The sequence below is a fragment of the Faecalicatena orotica genome (assembly GCF_003149245.1).
Lineage (GTDB): Bacteria > Bacillota > Clostridia > Lachnospirales > Lachnospiraceae > Faecalicatena_A > Faecalicatena_A orotica.
In genome coordinates this window covers 134,559-150,127 of the sequence record NZ_QGDL01000005.1, presented here as the reverse complement: position 1 = coordinate 150,127, position 15,569 = coordinate 134,559, and the positions used below count along the sequence as shown (strand labels likewise).

Here is a 15,569-nt window from a genome sequence, read left to right as displayed (position 1 = left end):
CTTTTTATGTGTTATCAGGAGCCGCAGGAATTGACTTTTCTGCGGCTTTTATAATGCATGCAGGGCATGACGGTCCCTGCTGCAACACATCAAAGAACCGACAAGGAGGTATGTTTATGTCCAGAATTCAAGTATCTGATTTAACCTTTGCTTATGAGAGCAGTTATGATCCTATTTTCGAACATGTATCTTTCCAGGTCGACACAGACTGGAAACTTGGCTTTATTGGCCGAAACGGGCGCGGGAAGACTACTTTTCTGAATCTGCTTCTGGGAAAATACGATTACAGCGGACGGATTTCCGCCAGTGTTGATTTTGAATATTTCCCTTATCCTGTAAAAAATCCTGACGATATGACTCTGCAGATTGTGGAGGCGATCAATCCCACGTCTGAGAGCTGGCAGATTATAAAAGAGCTGAATCTTATGGATGCTGATCCGGGAGTTCTTTACCGGCCCTTCTCGACGTTAAGCAACGGCGAGAGGACCAAGGTGCTCCTCGCTGCACTCTTTTTAAAGGAGAATGCTTTCCTGCTCATCGACGAGCCGACAAACCATCTGGATATCAGAGCCAGAGAAAAAGTGGCCGGATATCTGAACACCAAAAAAGGCTTTATACTCGTATCGCACGACCGGACCTTTTTAGACAAATGCATTGACCATGTTCTTTCTATCAATAAGACGAATATTGAAATCCAGAAAGGGAATTTTTCCTCGTGGTATGCGAATAAAGAAGCGGCGGATCAAATGGAAAGAGAAAGAAATGCACAGCTAAAACAGGATATCCGCCATCTTGAGGAAGCCTCACGCCGGACAGAACGATGGTCCGATCAGATAGAAAAGACCAAAACTGGGACGCGGGTAGCCGGGCTGCGGCCGGACAGGGGACATATTGGTCATCAGGCCGCAAAAATGATGAAGCGCTCAAAGTCCACACAAAAGCGGCAGCAGAATGCAATCACTGAAAAACAAGGGCTGCTGAAAAACATAGAAACTACAGACGATTTGAAATTAAATCTGCTTTCGTACCACACCGATGTACTGCTTACAATGGAAGATATTGGCATCTGCTATGGTGAAACGCCGGTCTGCCTGAATATCAATCTTACGATAAGAAAAGGGGACCGGATCTGCCTGCGTGGGAAAAACGGCTGCGGCAAGACAAGCCTGATCAGGCTGATACTCGGAGATCCCATCCCCTATACAGGCACCTTCCGCCTCGGCAGCGGCATCAAGATCTCTTATATCTCTCAGGATACCTCCTGGCTAAGAGGAGGACTTACTGATTTTGCAAAAGAATATCGGCTGAATGAAACTATTTTCAAAGCGCTCCTAAGAAAACTTGACTTTGACAGGATTCAATTTGAAAAAAATATGGAGGAATTTAGCGAAGGCCAGAAAAAGAAAGTCCTTCTGGCCAAGAGCCTGTGCGAACCTGCACATCTGTTTATATGGGATGAACCATTGAATTTTATCGATATCTTTTCCCGCATGCAGATCGAGGCACTCTTGACGGAATACCAGCCTGCCATGCTGTTCGTGGAACACGATGAATCCTTCCAGCAAAAAATCGCAACTCAAATTATTGATGCTTCTAAAAAAGATGAAACGCCTAATATGTGATATTCTGAATATATCATTTTTAAAATTGTGAAATAATCTTAAGCCACCCACAGCATCTCCCAAAATAGTGTATTTTATACTATATAGGGAGGTGCTATGATATGGATCTTTCCTTATTACAGGAAATTCTTGAAATATCGTCATAGTTATTTTTTTCGGTAGCTTGGTTAAATATCTATTTCATTCATGTACCGACGTGCCGTATGTCGATCGGCATGATAATCGCACTTTTTAATATGGGCCGACATTTGTCTGGCCTCCCTGTTGGATTGTTAGTATGAAGAATATCAATAATCCACCAATCTGCAATGTATAATAATTTTTCTGCTACATTTTAAAATCACAATTCTCTATTCCTCACTTCAACAACCATTAATGTAGCTGCTAACTGATCTATGTATTCTGAAACTGCTGCTTGATTATGTATATCCAGATTAGCATTCCATTCATCAAAAAGAAATAGTTTCACTTGACTTTGAATATTATTCTTAATAAGTTCTTCTATGTTCGCTTTAAATCTCTGACCAGTAGAATACTCTTTCACATCGCTCTTTTCAAAGTAAAGTCGCGTATGATTTGGAAAAAGATATGCATCATTACCGAAATATTCTTTTATTAGCATTAGTAACGTAGTTTTCCCACTTCCATTTTTCCCTTTTATAACCACCCTTCCAGATTCACCATTATTTACACATTCCACTAAAAAGTTCATGCATTCTTCCAAATTACAAAATATATACTCTCGTCCACAAATAGAAAAAGAAATATTATTCCATTCTATTGTTCCATAATATTTTTCGGGATGCTCTACTTTTTTCAAAGCATCATTGATATTATTTATCTTTTCCTTAATCCCAACAAGTTCTGTAAGATATTCAATCACAATGCTTAAATATTGTATATTACTAACCTGTCTTGGCAATGTTACAAGTATGGCCGTTAACATCCCTACACTATTCAAATTATTCAAAATCATTTTTACAGTTACAAAAATTATCGGTATAATGCTTCCAGCCATAATGAGAAAGGATATAAAATTATTAAGTATATTATAATTCACTTCTGCTTGTTCAGCTTCTTTCATTTTTGCTTTAAATGACTGCATCCATTGAGACCAGTTATAACGATTGCCGATTAAAAGAGTATCCCATCCATCAAACATTGCCCCCTGCACACTGCTCTGAGTAACTTGTGCAACACTACTTTTTTTTCCAATAATTTTTTTGTCGAAAACAGACCAACCGCAATAACACACGCGGAACAAATATATGCCACAAAAAATCTGATATTTAAAGATAATCCTATTACTAAGATATTAAATAAAACATTTAGAACTGTTGCAGAGAAATCTCCCACAAAAGCATATGTTTCTTCAATGACTTGCCATGTTTGATTGTGAAAAAAGGATTGTCTCTTTTTACAAAATTCATGATTTGTCTTTAAAAAAGGGTAATTATACAAATTTTTTTCATATAAAGAAACATAGCGTTTAAAGGATGCATATTTTGCCTTTACCATACATTTTTGCTTAAATATTCTTGGAACAAAAACAATAACAAGAGATATTACAAACTCCCAAAACCATATTAAACCATGTTCATCCATAATTCCTGTTCCTAGTTTAATCATACAAAAAGTTGAAAAAGCAACTATTATCTGCTCTAATACTACAAAAAACAAAAATGTACCACTATGTTTATTTAAAAAGTTCCTCATTTCTTCTACATAATTCCTTCATATATTTTTTTAAACTTAGGTTTAAAAATCCGATTGATAAAATCATCAAACGAGTTTTTTTCATAAATACAAGCCTCATTTTTACGATATTCTTTTTCTAAAATACATCCTCCTCCACAGAATCCCCTGATTTCACAATGAATGCATTTTGGATCCGAAAAGACATTTTGGGAGAAATTATCTCTCTCCAAATACGAGGAATATGTTGTATCGTCCAATTTTCCAAGACTATATTTTCTATTAGCAACTGTCGTTATGCAGCGGTATGTATTCAACTCACTATCTACGTAATATCCTAACAATATTGGTGATGTTGACCACCAATATTGATATTGCGCTTTCCCATATTCATTTTGATTATAATTCATACCAATTTGTTCTGACAAATATTCAGTTTTATTTCACCAATTTCTTTCGAAAAATGATTTTCTACAATTTTTAATTTTCAAATTTTTCATTATAATTAACAATATTACGTTACCATATATTGTCACATATGTATTAACCACATAATACTCTCATAAAAAAATGTATTCAATGTTAATTTTTCACAAATTCAGTACTCTATATCTGTCTATTTTTTAACATTCTTTTCTTAACTTTCCTTGACAAAATAATATTTTTATCTATACTTTATCACCTTATATGCAGCCCTCTTTCTTCACGTATATTCTGAGGATACGGACAAAAACGAGACTATCATAAGTCGCTAAGGGAGCCATTTTATGTATTCCATAGATCAAAAAGCAACCTCACTAGACGTATTTCACCAAACAAATTCTGTTTCTAAAACGGAACAGGAATGGGTACAGATGCTTCCTAACTACAAAGCCCGTCCCAAGAGGTTCTCATCGCTGGCTGATGTGAACAGCAGGTATTAACATGGGAATTTATAAATATTGGAGAAAAAAGCCCATCCCTCCGTGCATGAAACGTCGGAAAATGGTATTATGAAAGAAGTTAAACACGCAAAAGAAAAAGGACGCGATGAGCCAACAAGAGGAACTGTTCGACTGCGGAAGATGGCAGAGAAATTACAGGGAAGGATCCACTTTTTACCAAAGACATAAATTTATTTACACTACCGATAAGCAGGCACATACGGACTGTGCAGTATATGCACAGTCCGACTAAACAATTACTACTTTTACTCAAATAAAGAGAGAACCGCACTCTTTGGTTTTGCTCCCATATCCTTTTTAGATACATTACCGTCTTTAAACACGATAAAGGTCGGAATACTCATAACGCCATATTTCTGGGCGATCTCCATCTCTTCATCTATGTTCAGCTTGCCGACCTTTACATCTGACTTTTCGGATGCAATCTCTTCGACTACCGGTCCCATCATCTTGCATGGACCGCACCAGTCTGCGTAAAAATCAACCAGCACCGGCTTATCTGACTTTAAAACTTCCTGTTCAAAATTTTCTGTTGTAAGTTTCACTACTGACATTTTTATTTCCTCCTTAGATATATGAATTAAGATTTGTTGACTATGGTTACAGTATACCATGAACACTAGGTTCGAAAGAACCTCACCAAGTGTTCAGGTATGCATTTTCACTAAGCTCAATAAGACCTCGCTAAGTGTAAATAGTATATCACATTCCCGTGTTTCTTCTGTGACAAAATCACAAAACGAGCTTTTTTAGTTACTGTGGCCCCCCAAAGGAAGCTCACCGCAGCCCTTTTTATACTTTGCCCAGTTTTGCTGCATCCAATACTTCAATATGCCCGCGGGTCAGTTTTACGAGACCGTCCGTCTGAAATTGTTTCAGAAGTCTTGTTACAACCTCCCTTGCCGTACCGAGATCGCGTGCAAGGGCATCATGTGTGATTGCCAGTGTATCTGAACCGGCAAGCGCCCGGTGTTCCAGAATCGCATCCGCAAGTCTCGACGCGACATTTGAAAACACATATTGGTTAAACAGCCACATGATGTCCGAAAACTTTTCAGATATCATCTCCAGCGTATAATCCTTAACCTTTGCATTCTGGTCGCTGATTTCCTTGTACAGGCACTTGGGAATCGTACAGATTACGGAATCCTCTTCCAGCTCCATATCCAGTTCAATGTCCAGACCTTTCATCATGCACGCCGCGCTTAAGATGCTGACATCTCCATCAAGCAGGCGGAACAGCGTAATCTCACCGCCACCGGGAGATGTAACAAAGACCCTCGCCTGCCCCTCTTTGATAATCTGCACCCCGGCACATTCCTTGCCGCCATAATGGAGCATGGTCCCTTTTTTCACAGAACTTTCCGTCACCCTTTCAACGAGTGCGTCCTGCTCACTCTTTGTAAGTTCTTCCCAGAAAGGAAGAGTCTGTTCCAGTAATTCTCTCATTTATACCTCACCTATACCAATCCTTTTATTACTGCTCATATGCTGCCACAATCTCCCTCACTTTAGCGGTTACATAGCCGCTTCCGCCCTTATCCTTAACGTCCTCTACCATTCCTGCAACGACTACCGGTTTCGCGATATCCTCTGTTGTCTCACACACAAACCATCCACGCTCCACACCGTCGGTATCATCCTGGCTTTCCTTGATCTCAGCAGTCCCGGTTTTTCCGAGCATCGTCACGCCGTCTATCTTGGCGCTGGCACCGGTTCCTGACGGATTCTCAATCACCTGGATCAGGTCATTTTTTACAAGTTCCGCCGTCTCTGCTGAAACAACATTTTTCTTCCATATCTTGGGCTGTGCATTATCTTCATATAAAATCGTCGGTTCAATCATACTGCCGCCATTGACGAACATCGTGTACATAGACACCATATGGACCGGATTTACCAGAAGCTGCCCCTGTCCGTATCCTGTGTCAGCCAGCTGGATTTCGGAATCTATCTTGTCATCATCGTCATACGTTGAACTGACAATCCCCATCTCAAACGGGATATCCTCATCAAATCCCATTGCCTTGAACTTCTCTTTCAGGGTATCTTCACCAATCATAAGAGCTGCCCTTGCAAAATAAATATTATCCGAATAAACAAGTGCATTTTCCAGATTTACTTCCTGCCCGTAATCTGTCAGCGTCGTCACAAAATAGTCTCCCCAACTCGCATCTTTCTGCCAGCTTAAGCCTACATACCCCAGATTTTCATCCGGTTTAAGCTTCCCGCTGTCCACGCCGATCGCCGCAGTCACGGCCTTAAAAGTTGAGCCCGGAACCCATGTATTATACCATCGGTTGGTGAGAGGTTTATTCTTGTCATCGTTAAGTTCCTTCCAGCGCTTATCGGACATGCCCATGATAAATTCATTCGGGTCATATCCCGGCGTGCTGACCAACGCGAGCACCTCCCCGTTTTTTGGATTCATGGCCACCGCCGTTCCCGGGTCTGAAGCAAACTGCTGGTGTGCATTCTTCTGCATCTGTGAATCAATCGTAACCTTGACATCCTTCCCATTCTCGGCAGGCTTCAGGGCCAGCGTTTCTATTTTCACACCATCGGCATCCACAATATCAATTGTGCATCCGTCAACGGCCCTCAAGTCATCCTCAAGCGCCCTCTCCAGACCTGCTTTTCCAATCACGCTGTTCTCATGATACCCTTTCCCTTTCAGCTCTTCCAGGTCTTCTGCTGTCACGGCCTGAACATAGCCCGTCAGGTGCCCGGCCGCATCCCCGAGTGGATACACACGTTCTTCTTTATCATTAATCATGATGCCTGCAATCTTCAAAAGCGCCTCTTCCGTGGCAGAGTCTTCCTTCCGAATCTCCTTCACAGGAACGAATGAATCATCCTTCACATAAGAAGCTCCCAGCTTCTGGTTGATATTATCTGCAGTTATTCCGAGAATGTCTGCAATCTTTTTCACGGACTCATCCTTATTATCTCCCAGCTTGCCCGGCACAATCCCGACCTCTGACACAATTCCCTGCCCTGCAAGCATCTGTCCGTTCCTGTCCAGAATGGAACCCCGGACAGCCGGTTCTGTATTAATCTGTACCTTGTAATCATTCTTAAGGGACGGAAAGATCAAAGTAGAATCCCAGTCAATCCGATAATATTTATCTTCTTTGACCAGCTTCATTTTATTGTCAAAAGAAATCTCATCCGCCGAAGTCTCCATGACCGTGGAATAGGAAACATATGCCTGTTTCTTCCCATCCTTTAGCTCAGCATCCCCTTTCACTTTAACCTGAATATCAGATGCTTCAATTCCATCATAAATATTCTGGTTGCGCGTCACAAAGTCTTCCTTGGAAATCTCCTTTTTCGAATCTTCACTCAGCATCTCATACATCTTTTCGTACTTCCCCTGATTCAGGTACGAAAAATATTCCGCCACAGTCTCCTCAGGTGTGGCCTTCATCTGGAACATCTTCCAGACAAAGAAACCTGCCACAGCCGCCACCACAAGTATCACGATGATAACCACCGGCAATATCCACTTTTTCCTGTGACCCCTGCTATTCATATTTCCTCTGCTGCTCCCCTTATGGTTCTTCTTTTTAAGATAATCTTTCCTGCTCGCCAAAACGCTCCCCTGCCTTTCTTTGAAACACATCTCCATGCAAACTATATTTCTAATATTACAATTGTAATCTTTGTCTGTCAATCAGAAGCGCCAGAATACTCAAAATTATTTATGAAAAGAAGAAAAAATCGCAGCGGATGAAGAGTGAAACGCTGTTACTTAAACAACTTTCCGGGCGGACCGCACCATCCTCAAAATGATGTGGTAAACTCCGCCGCTGCCCCTTCGGCCGCTGCGCTTTTCGTTAGCAATCCCTTACGCTTCGTCGATCGCTTTTCCGATATCGTGCCTCATGTATTTATTATCAAAATGTACCCACTCCGTTGCAGCATATGCATTGGCGCGTGCTTCTTTCAGGTCTTTTCCTTTCGCGGTCACACCGAGGACGCGTCCGCCGTTTGTCACGATCTGGTCTCCGTCGAATTTCGTTCCTGCATGGAAGCAGTAATATCCTTCATGCTTCTTGAATTCATCCAGCCCTGTGATCGGCAGCCCCTTTTCATACTTAACCGGGTAACCGTCAGAAGCCAGAACGACGCATACAGCGGCATTATCTTCAAACTGCAGGTCGATCTGATCCAGTGTCCCGTCGATGCACGCCTCAATCACATCGATCAGGTCGTTTTTCATACGCGGAAGAACAACCTGTGCCTCAGGATCTCCAAAACGTGCATTATATTCCAGCACTTTTGTCCCGCCCTCTGTCAGCATCAGGCCGAAGAAAATAATCCCCTTAAATTCCCTGCCCTCTGCTGCCATAGCATCGACTGTTGCCTGATATACATATTTATTACAGAAGTCTTCCACTTCCTTCGTGTAAAACGGACTAGGGGAAAATGTTCCCATTCCTCCCGTATTCAGCCCGGTATCCCCGTCTCCTGCACGTTTATGGTCCTGCGCAGAGGTCATGGTCTTAATTGTCTTGCCATCTACGAAAGAAAGCACGGAAACTTCACGGCCTGTCATGAATTCTTCGATTACCATTTCATTCCCCGCTGAACCGAACTTCTTATCCAGCATGATTGTCTTCACACCTTCTTTTGCTTCTTCCAGCGTATTGCAGATCAGCACACCCTTGCCGAGTGCAAGCCCGTCGGCCTTTAAGACAATCGGGAACTTTGCATTCTCCAGATAAGCAAGTGCTTTGTCCGGGTCAGTAAAGTTTTCATAAGCTGCTGTTGGTATATTGTATTTTTTCATCAGGTCCTTTGAAAATGCCTTGGACCCTTCCAGGATTGCCGCATTCTTACGCGGTCCGAATGTCCGGATGCCTGCCGCCTCCATCTCATCGACCAGCCCTCCGACCAGCGGATCATCCATGCCGACGATCACGAGGTCAACCGCCTTCTCTTTTGCAAAAGCAACCAGTCTGTCAAATTCCATCGCGCCGATATCCACACACTCTGCATATTCTGCAATTCCTGCGTTGCCCGGTGCACAATACATCTTCTCAACCTTGTCGCTTTTTGCAGCACTTTCTGCAATTGCATGTTCTCTTCCACCGCTTCCTACAATCAATACCTTCATGGCAGCCTCCTCTATACTTTGTATCTTCTTTTTTTGTCATCTGTTATCATAAGTTACTCTGCAATAATTGTCCTGTTGTCCCTGACAGTTACTTTCCCGTTTGCAATCAGGTCAATTGCCCTCGGCAGGATCTTCCACTCAGCCTGTTCCATCACCCGGCGCTGCAGGATCTTGGGGGTATCCCCGGCTTCCACTTCCACTGCCTTCTGCAGGATAATCGGTCCGGTGTCCGTCCCCTCATCCACAAAATGCACCGTCGCACCGACAACCTTCACACCGCGTGAAAGCGCAGCCTCGTGAACCTTCAGCCCGTAATATCCCTTTCCGCAGAATGACGGAATCAGGGACGGGTGAATATTGATCATACGGTTTCTGTATTTTTCAATCATAGCAGCAGGAATCACGACAAGGAAACCTGCCAAAACGATCAGATCCGGTTCAAAACTATCCACAGCCTCGAGAAACTTCTCATTGAAAAGCTCTCTGGAGTCATAATCCTTCGGCGATACACACAATTCCGGAATTCCATTTTCCTTCGCACGTTCCAGAGCATAAGCATTCTTATTGTTGCTGATTACCCCCGCGATCTCTGTGTTGGAGATTGTACCATCCTTAACACCGTCGATGACCGCCTGCAGATTCGTGCCGCCCCCGGAAACGAGAACTACTATCTTTAGCATAAGCTGACTCCTTTTTCACCTGCTTCGATCTGTCCGACTACATACGGAGCTTCCCCTGCTGCCTTGATGGCATCCATTGTCTTCTCTACGTCAGCCGCATCCACTGCAAGAATCATACCGAGTCCCATATTGAAGGTGTTGTACATCATCTGTTCTTCGATATCCCCGTCCACGGATAACATCTTAAAGATCGGCGGGATCGGGTAACTGTCTTTCTTAATAACAGCATGTGTATCATCTTTCAGCATACGGGGCACATTCTCATAGAATCCGCCGCCTGTGATATGGCTGCATGCCTTAATCGTAACGCCTGCCGCTTTTACGCTGCTAAGCGCCTTTACATAAATCTTGGTCGGAGCCAGAAGTGCCTCGCCCAGCGTGCATCCCAGACTGTCATAATATGTATCAAGCGCTTCTCTCTTCATATTGAATACTTTTCTTACAAGTGAAAAACCATTACTGTGTACACCGGAAGAAGCCATACCGATCAGGATGTCCCCTGTCTTTAAGTCTTTTCCTGTAATCAGGTCTTTTTCGTCCACTACACCTACTGCAAATCCTGCAAGGTCGTATTCATCCACAGGGTAAAATCCGGGCATCTCTGCTGTCTCTCCGCCGATCAGGGCAGCATTGGACTGTTTACACCCGTCAGCCACACCGCTTACGATTGTCGCAATCTTCTCCGGTTCATTCTTGCCGCATGCAATATAATCAAGGAAGAACAGCGGTTCCCCGCCTGCACACGCAATATCATTGACACACATTGCAACACAGTCGATTCCGATCGTGTCATGCTTATCCAGGATAAATGCCAGTTTCAGCTTTGTTCCTACACCATCCGTACCGGAAACAAGGGTCGGTTTCTCCATATCCTTAAACTTTTCCATAGAAAATGCCCCAGAAAATCCTCCCAGATTCGTGAGCACTTCCGGCCTCATAGTCTCCTGCACATGCTTCTTCATAAGCTCTACTGATTTGTAACCTGCTTCAATATCAACGCCCGCGTTCTTATAATCCATACCTATTCTCCAATCTGTTTTTTCACACGCCAAAAACCGCCTGTCCGACGGTTTTTGGTATTTTATCTATTCTTATTTCTGTGCCAGATAAGCTTCGTAGCCGATTTCATTCAGCTTTTCGGCTTTGCCCTGAACCGTCTCCTTCATCTCTACAGAGTATGCTTTCAATTTTTCCAGAAGCTCTGCGTCTGATGTTGCGAGAATCTTTGCTGCCAGAATTGCGGCATTCATTCCACCGTCAATAGCAACTGTTGCCACAGGGATTCCCGGCGGCATCTGAACGATTGAAAACAGTGCATCTTCTCCTGCCAGATTCTTTCCTGACATCGGAACACCTACAACCGGCATCGGAAACAGTGCTGCGCACATTCCCGGCAGATGTGCTGCCATGCCGGCACCTGCGATGATTACTTTGATTCCTTTTCCTTCTGCTGCCTTGGCCCACTCAAAAAATACATCCGGCTCGCGGTGCGCGGAAATGATCGTCATCTCATAATCAATCCCCAGCTTCTCCAGCATACCTGCGGCTTTACTCATGACCTTCAGGTCAGAGTCGCTTCCCATTACAATTCCTACTCTTGGCATATTTATCCACCTTTCTCATTTGGTATTTCTTTTATACATTAAAAGGCTTATTCAGGTCCTCTGTTCCTTCCAGTACAAACCTTCCGTCTTTCAATAGTATAATATTTTTTCCTTCTTTTGTCACTACACTTATTTCTTCTAACTCTTCATAAGGTATGGTTATATCTGTATGGCACTGGAAGTATGCTTTTACCGGGTCTTCCCTGCGCAGAACGGACACTGAATTATCTTTTGCCACAATTTCTTTTCCATTGGGATTATAGACTTTCACGTCCTCGCTCCAGCTGTAGCATGTATCCCCCACCGCAAAATGTGGTCCCATCTTCTCAGCGATCAGGATCGGCATCTTATCTTCTATACCAAACTTTTTAGCCGCCACATAGGCAGTCGTATTTGTTCCGACTGCAAACTCACCAAGCGGGAGTGTCTTATGGTTATGCAGTACATTTTCATAGATATACTTTTTGTTATCTTCTTCTTTCTCGAAATTCGTACATGTATAATCTTCGATCATCCCGTCTTTGAAGACGATTTTCAGATTCCGGTACTGCAGTTCATTAAGGTACACGCGGCTTACATGCAGTGTCCCTTCCGTTCCTTCCAGAACGGGCGAGGTAAATACTTCCCCTGCCGGTATATTGACATCCGCCACGCAGTTCTCGAATATCGTCTCTTTTTCAGGGTCATTCAGATGGAACAGCCTGACTTTCAGATCCGTCTCGTTTCCGCCTTTCCCGAGAATATGGACGTATTCTCCCTGATCCAGCGCATCAATCAGTGTCTGCTGGACCTTCTCATAAAGTGAGGCATCCAGAGTGTTGATACGGATCACCTCATCGAAGATGGCTGCATATTCGTCCCCGATCTCCGGAACCGGATAAGCGATGATTGTGAAACTGCGCTCTTCGCCCTTGATATACTGGTTCGTCAGCTGCCCTGACTTGCTGTCATAGAGAAGAGACAGTGAACGCTGTGACTCGCTGTAACCAACGGCCTCCGGTTTCGCTTCCGGTGAAAACGGCTTCTCCCCGAATATCTCCATTACGGCAGGGCCCGCAAACTGCGCTGCCTGCTCTTTGTTTTTCTCATAAACATTCCGGATGACATCCAGCTTTCGCTCAATATACCGTTTATCCATAAACAGTGCCTGATCCGAGCGGTGGTCATATTCATATTGTTTATTTGCAATTGCACCGTAGTAGCCAACCTTAAATTGTTCTTTTTTCGTAATCACACTGGAAGAAGCGCGGTAAATCACCGGTTTCAATCCCATTTTTTCAAAATTGCGGATGGCCAGCCTGACTACTTTTTCAAAGCCAAGGCTGTAGCGGATATTAACAACTGACTTTTTGGACAGGTCTTTTCCGGTATTGATAAAGCCAACCCGGTAGCCTTCCGTGTAGACATCCGCCATCTTCTGAAGTATATCCACGCTGAGGCTTTGCAGATGTCTGGCCGTTCCAAGCTCATTTTCCGTAATATATTCACCGAAGCGGTACAGGTATCTTTCATCATCCAGATCCGCATTCATGATAATGTCTGCCGCAAAGGAATAATCCGGCCAGATCTGCTCTTCAATACGGTCCGCCAGAAATACATCGCAGTAATCACTGGCATACCAGTAGATAATCTCCTTCAATGTCTTATACTCCGGAAGTTCTTCTGTTTCGAAGCAGTTGTATACTTCGATAAACAGCTCGTTCAAAATCGTCAGGTAATCCATCCGGTTCTCAAAGACATATGGAATTCCCCCGCGCATTTCTGTATACAGCATACTCAGAAGCTGTCCATACTCTTCGCCAAGCAGCCGCACCGCATATGCCGGGTCTGCATAACTTGTTTCATACCGCCCCTCCAGAATATCCGCATAGAGCGCCTGGTTAAAGTTCTGCATCGTTTCAATACTGGCTTCCTCCCACTGCCCGCTCTCAATCTTCCTACGCACAGCTTCCAGTTCCAGCAAAAATGCACTCACAGCCTGAAAATACGGGCGGATCTGTACCCCGGCAGTCTCCTCCGCCGCAATCTGCTTCATCCTTTCTATCGAAAGCTCATGCCTCTCCTGACACTGTAAATTTCTCTCTGCCTGCCATTCCTTCCACACCATTTACTTTAGCCCTCCTATAAATATCGTTAACAGCCCCAGCAGGATGACGATATTCCCCGCCAGTCCCGCCTTACAGGTAATATAATTTTTTTCTCTTTCACGCATCCCCTTAATGGATGCCCGTATTCCCAGAACTGCCAGCACGGCCGACAGAAGGCCGAACCCTCCCAGAAATGCCCATGTCTTTCCACGCATGATGAACGCAACGAGGATACAGCTCAGAATCAGTGCAAAGGATGCGCCTGCATACACACAGGAGTAGATTCCCATACGGGAATGTTTCATTTTCGCCTGTCCGTATTTCCTCGATCCTCTTTTTTTACGCTCTTTCTCCTGTTCCTTCTGCCTGTCCCTAGCGTCTTTTTTTCCTGCGCCCATTATGCCGTCTCCTTATCATATTGCAAATTATGAAAAAAATATACCCCAGCAAGCCTCCGATTGTATTCAGCAGGATATCATCCACATCAAAACTGCCTACTTTTGTGATCAGCTGGAAAATCTCCACACAAAGGCTTAGACCGAAGCTGTAAAATAGTGTCATGAAAAAACCTCTGGCCCTGCTGGCCATTGAGATAAAAAATCCGTATGGCACAAATATCAGTATATTCCCGAATAAATTAGTGAATACCGCGAAGGCTCCCAGTTCTTCCCGGTATTCAATGAATCGCTTTATCTCTTTAAAAAGTATCAAATTATACCGGTATTCCACATAGACACCGGTACGGCCGTACCAGTCTGAAAAAATCAGAAAGTACAGGAGGAAGAAAATGTAAAGTACAAACATCACCTTCCCCATTGTACGAAGCTTCTTAACTTGTTTCTGGCTCAAATTTCTACCCCTTTATACTGTGCACACCTGAAAAATGTGGACAGTAACCTTATTCACGATACATTCTGAACTTAGAATGTAATTTCATTCTTGTTCTTCAGCAGACGTGCCCCATTGATAATCGTAATGATGCCTGCCGCAACGCCTGTCACAATCATAATAATTCCCAGTACAATGCTCCCTGCTCCTGCAGTTGACATTGTCTTATAAGCCTTTTCCATCTTGATTACCTCCTAATATTTATGCTGTCTGTCCCGAAGTTACACTATTTTACGCCGTATTCCTCATAATATGCATCGATCGCTGCCTTTAATGCATCATCGATAATCACCTTGCCTTTGTACGGCCTGTTGTACAGATGTTCAACCACTTCCGCCATTGTTACGATCGCGGTAGTCTCAAGTCCGTACTTCTCCTGAATTTCGGCCAGGGCGCTCTTGTCCCCCTGCCCGCGTTCCATCCTGTCCACAGATACGACCAGTCCGATCGGGGATACATTTCCCTGTGCCTGAATGATCGGAAGCGTCTCCTGAATGGATGTCCCGGCAGTTGTAACATCCTCGATAATTACGACCTTATCTCCATCCTGAATCGGGCTTCCCAGAAGGATTCCCTTATCGCCGTGGTCTTTGACTTCTTTTCTGTTAGAGCAGTATTTAATATCTTTGCCATAAATTTCGCTGATTGCAATTGTAGCTGCAACGGTCAGTGGGATTCCCTTGTATGCAGGTCCGAACAATACGTCGAAATCAAATCCAAACTTCTCGTTGATTGCCTTTGCATAGTACTCGCCCAGCCTGCGTAACTGTGCCCCTGTACGGTAAAAACCTGTGTTTACAAAAAACGGGGTTTTTCTTCCGCTCTTTGTCACAAAATCTCCAAATTTTAATACTTCACAGTCAATCATAAATTCAATAAATTCCTGTTTATACTGTTCCATGATGGTTCTCCTTCTATTATATAACT

Annotated in this window: 16 protein-coding genes; 1 reads left to right on the top strand and 15 read right to left on the bottom strand. The window is 43.6% G+C overall.

Translation table 11 applies throughout. The annotated features are described in order from the left end of the window. Positions 1-116: 116 nt before the first annotated feature. The gene (abc-f, locus tag A8806_RS09645) at positions 117-1,622 is read left to right on the top strand and encodes a ribosomal protection-like ABC-F family protein (protein WP_109730981.1); all 1,506 of its coding nucleotides are present in this window, start codon (positions 117-119) and stop codon (positions 1,620-1,622) included. A 340-nt stretch (positions 1,623-1,962) separates the two neighbouring features. Here abc-f and A8806_RS09640 read toward each other — a convergent pair whose 3' ends face one another. The 15 genes from A8806_RS09640 to pyrE all read right to left on the bottom strand — a co-directional run bounded on the left by A8806_RS09640 (position 1,963) and on the right by pyrE (position 15,543). Then, on the bottom strand, positions 1,963-2,784 hold the full coding sequence (locus A8806_RS09640; protein WP_109730980.1) for a hypothetical protein: 822 nt from the start codon (positions 2,782-2,784) through the stop codon (positions 1,963-1,965). After that, positions 2,757-3,227 carry a hypothetical protein gene (locus tag A8806_RS09635; RefSeq protein ID WP_181368650.1) on the bottom strand — a complete coding sequence of 157 codons (471 nt, stop codon included), beginning with the start codon at positions 3,225-3,227 and terminating at the stop codon, positions 2,757-2,759. Before A8806_RS09635 ends, A8806_RS09640 begins: the two co-directional genes overlap by 28 nt. A 116-nt stretch (positions 3,228-3,343) precedes the next feature. Next, positions 3,344-3,727 (bottom strand): SPASM domain-containing protein, encoded by a 384-nt coding sequence (locus tag A8806_RS09630; protein ID WP_109730978.1) that lies wholly within the window; start codon positions 3,725-3,727, stop codon positions 3,344-3,346. A 779-nt stretch (positions 3,728-4,506) separates the two neighbouring features. Beyond that, positions 4,507-4,815: a thioredoxin gene (gene trxA, locus A8806_RS09625; RefSeq protein WP_109730977.1), complete on the bottom strand. Its 309-nt coding sequence runs from the start codon at positions 4,813-4,815 to the stop codon at positions 4,507-4,509. A 238-nt stretch (positions 4,816-5,053) separates the two neighbouring features. After that, positions 5,054-5,710, bottom strand: coding sequence for a Crp/Fnr family transcriptional regulator (locus A8806_RS09620; protein WP_109730976.1), 657 nt, complete (start codon positions 5,708-5,710; stop codon positions 5,054-5,056). Positions 5,711-5,738: 28 nt separating this feature from the next. Continuing rightward, positions 5,739-7,796, bottom strand: coding sequence for a penicillin-binding transpeptidase domain-containing protein (locus A8806_RS09615; RefSeq protein ID WP_109731117.1), 2,058 nt, complete (start codon positions 7,794-7,796; stop codon positions 5,739-5,741). 315 nt (positions 7,797-8,111) lie between these two features. Next, on the bottom strand, positions 8,112-9,383 hold the full coding sequence (gene purD, locus A8806_RS09610) for a phosphoribosylamine--glycine ligase (protein ID WP_109730975.1): 1,272 nt from the start codon (positions 9,381-9,383) through the stop codon (positions 8,112-8,114). A gap of 53 nt (positions 9,384-9,436) precedes the next feature. Then, positions 9,437-10,063: a phosphoribosylglycinamide formyltransferase gene (gene purN, locus A8806_RS09605; protein ID WP_109730974.1), complete on the bottom strand. Its 627-nt coding sequence runs from the start codon at positions 10,061-10,063 to the stop codon at positions 9,437-9,439. Next, a complete protein-coding gene (gene purM / locus A8806_RS09600) occupies positions 10,057-11,082 on the bottom strand; it encodes a phosphoribosylformylglycinamidine cyclo-ligase (protein ID WP_109730973.1) in 1,026 nt (341 codons plus the stop codon). The genes purN and purM overlap by 7 nt, the downstream gene beginning before the upstream one ends. Before the next feature lie 72 nt (positions 11,083-11,154). Then, on the bottom strand, positions 11,155-11,667 hold the full coding sequence (gene purE, locus A8806_RS09595) for a 5-(carboxyamino)imidazole ribonucleotide mutase (protein WP_109730972.1): 513 nt from the start codon (positions 11,665-11,667) through the stop codon (positions 11,155-11,157). 31 nt (positions 11,668-11,698) lie between these two features. Next, positions 11,699-13,774: an aminopeptidase gene (locus tag A8806_RS09590; RefSeq protein ID WP_109730971.1), complete on the bottom strand. Its 2,076-nt coding sequence runs from the start codon at positions 13,772-13,774 to the stop codon at positions 11,699-11,701. Then, positions 13,775-14,152, bottom strand: coding sequence for a DUF6142 family protein (locus A8806_RS09585; RefSeq protein WP_109730970.1), 378 nt, complete (start codon positions 14,150-14,152; stop codon positions 13,775-13,777). After that, entirely contained in the window at positions 14,127-14,570 is a 444-nt protein-coding gene (locus A8806_RS09580; protein ID WP_416388172.1) for a VanZ family protein, read from the bottom strand. Before A8806_RS09580 ends, A8806_RS09585 begins: the two co-directional genes overlap by 26 nt. A 104-nt stretch (positions 14,571-14,674) precedes the next feature. After that, positions 14,675-14,824, bottom strand: coding sequence for a hypothetical protein (locus A8806_RS26155; RefSeq protein WP_181368649.1), 150 nt, complete (start codon positions 14,822-14,824; stop codon positions 14,675-14,677). 44 nt (positions 14,825-14,868) lie between these two features. Then, positions 14,869-15,543, bottom strand: coding sequence for an orotate phosphoribosyltransferase (gene pyrE, locus A8806_RS09575; protein WP_109730968.1), 675 nt, complete (start codon positions 15,541-15,543; stop codon positions 14,869-14,871). Positions 15,544-15,569: the final 26 nt, after the last annotated feature.

Coding starts and splice junctions, on each gene's coding strand:
- abc-f (WP_109730981.1), top strand. CDS start 117: ATGTCCAGAATTCAAGTATCTGATTTAACCTTTGCTTATGAGAGCAGT.
- A8806_RS09640 (WP_109730980.1), bottom strand. CDS start 2,784: ATGTTTGATGGATGGGATACTCTTTTAATCGGCAATCGTTATAACTGG.
- A8806_RS09635 (WP_181368650.1), bottom strand. CDS start 3,227: ATGGATGAACATGGTTTAATATGGTTTTGGGAGTTTGTAATATCTCTT.
- A8806_RS09630 (WP_109730978.1), bottom strand. CDS start 3,727: ATGAATTATAATCAAAATGAATATGGGAAAGCGCAATATCAATATTGG.
- trxA (WP_109730977.1), bottom strand. CDS start 4,815: ATGTCAGTAGTGAAACTTACAACAGAAAATTTTGAACAGGAAGTTTTA.
- A8806_RS09620 (WP_109730976.1), bottom strand. CDS start 5,710: ATGAGAGAATTACTGGAACAGACTCTTCCTTTCTGGGAAGAACTTACA.
- A8806_RS09615 (WP_109731117.1), bottom strand. CDS start 7,796: ATGAATAGCAGGGGTCACAGGAAAAAGTGGATATTGCCGGTGGTTATC.
- purD (WP_109730975.1), bottom strand. CDS start 9,383: ATGAAGGTATTGATTGTAGGAAGCGGTGGAAGAGAACATGCAATTGCA.
- purN (WP_109730974.1), bottom strand. CDS start 10,063: ATGCTAAAGATAGTAGTTCTCGTTTCCGGGGGCGGCACGAATCTGCAG.
- purM (WP_109730973.1), bottom strand. CDS start 11,082: ATGGATTATAAGAACGCGGGCGTTGATATTGAAGCAGGTTACAAATCA.
- purE (WP_109730972.1), bottom strand. CDS start 11,667: ATGCCAAGAGTAGGAATTGTAATGGGAAGCGACTCTGACCTGAAGGTC.
- A8806_RS09590 (WP_109730971.1), bottom strand. CDS start 13,774: ATGGTGTGGAAGGAATGGCAGGCAGAGAGAAATTTACAGTGTCAGGAG.
- A8806_RS09585 (WP_109730970.1), bottom strand. CDS start 14,152: ATGGGCGCAGGAAAAAAAGACGCTAGGGACAGGCAGAAGGAACAGGAG.
- A8806_RS09580 (WP_416388172.1), bottom strand. CDS start 14,570: ATGGGGAAGGTGATGTTTGTACTTTACATTTTCTTCCTCCTGTACTTT.
- A8806_RS26155 (WP_181368649.1), bottom strand. CDS start 14,824: ATGGAAAAGGCTTATAAGACAATGTCAACTGCAGGAGCAGGGAGCATT.
- pyrE (WP_109730968.1), bottom strand. CDS start 15,543: ATGGAACAGTATAAACAGGAATTTATTGAATTTATGATTGACTGTGAA.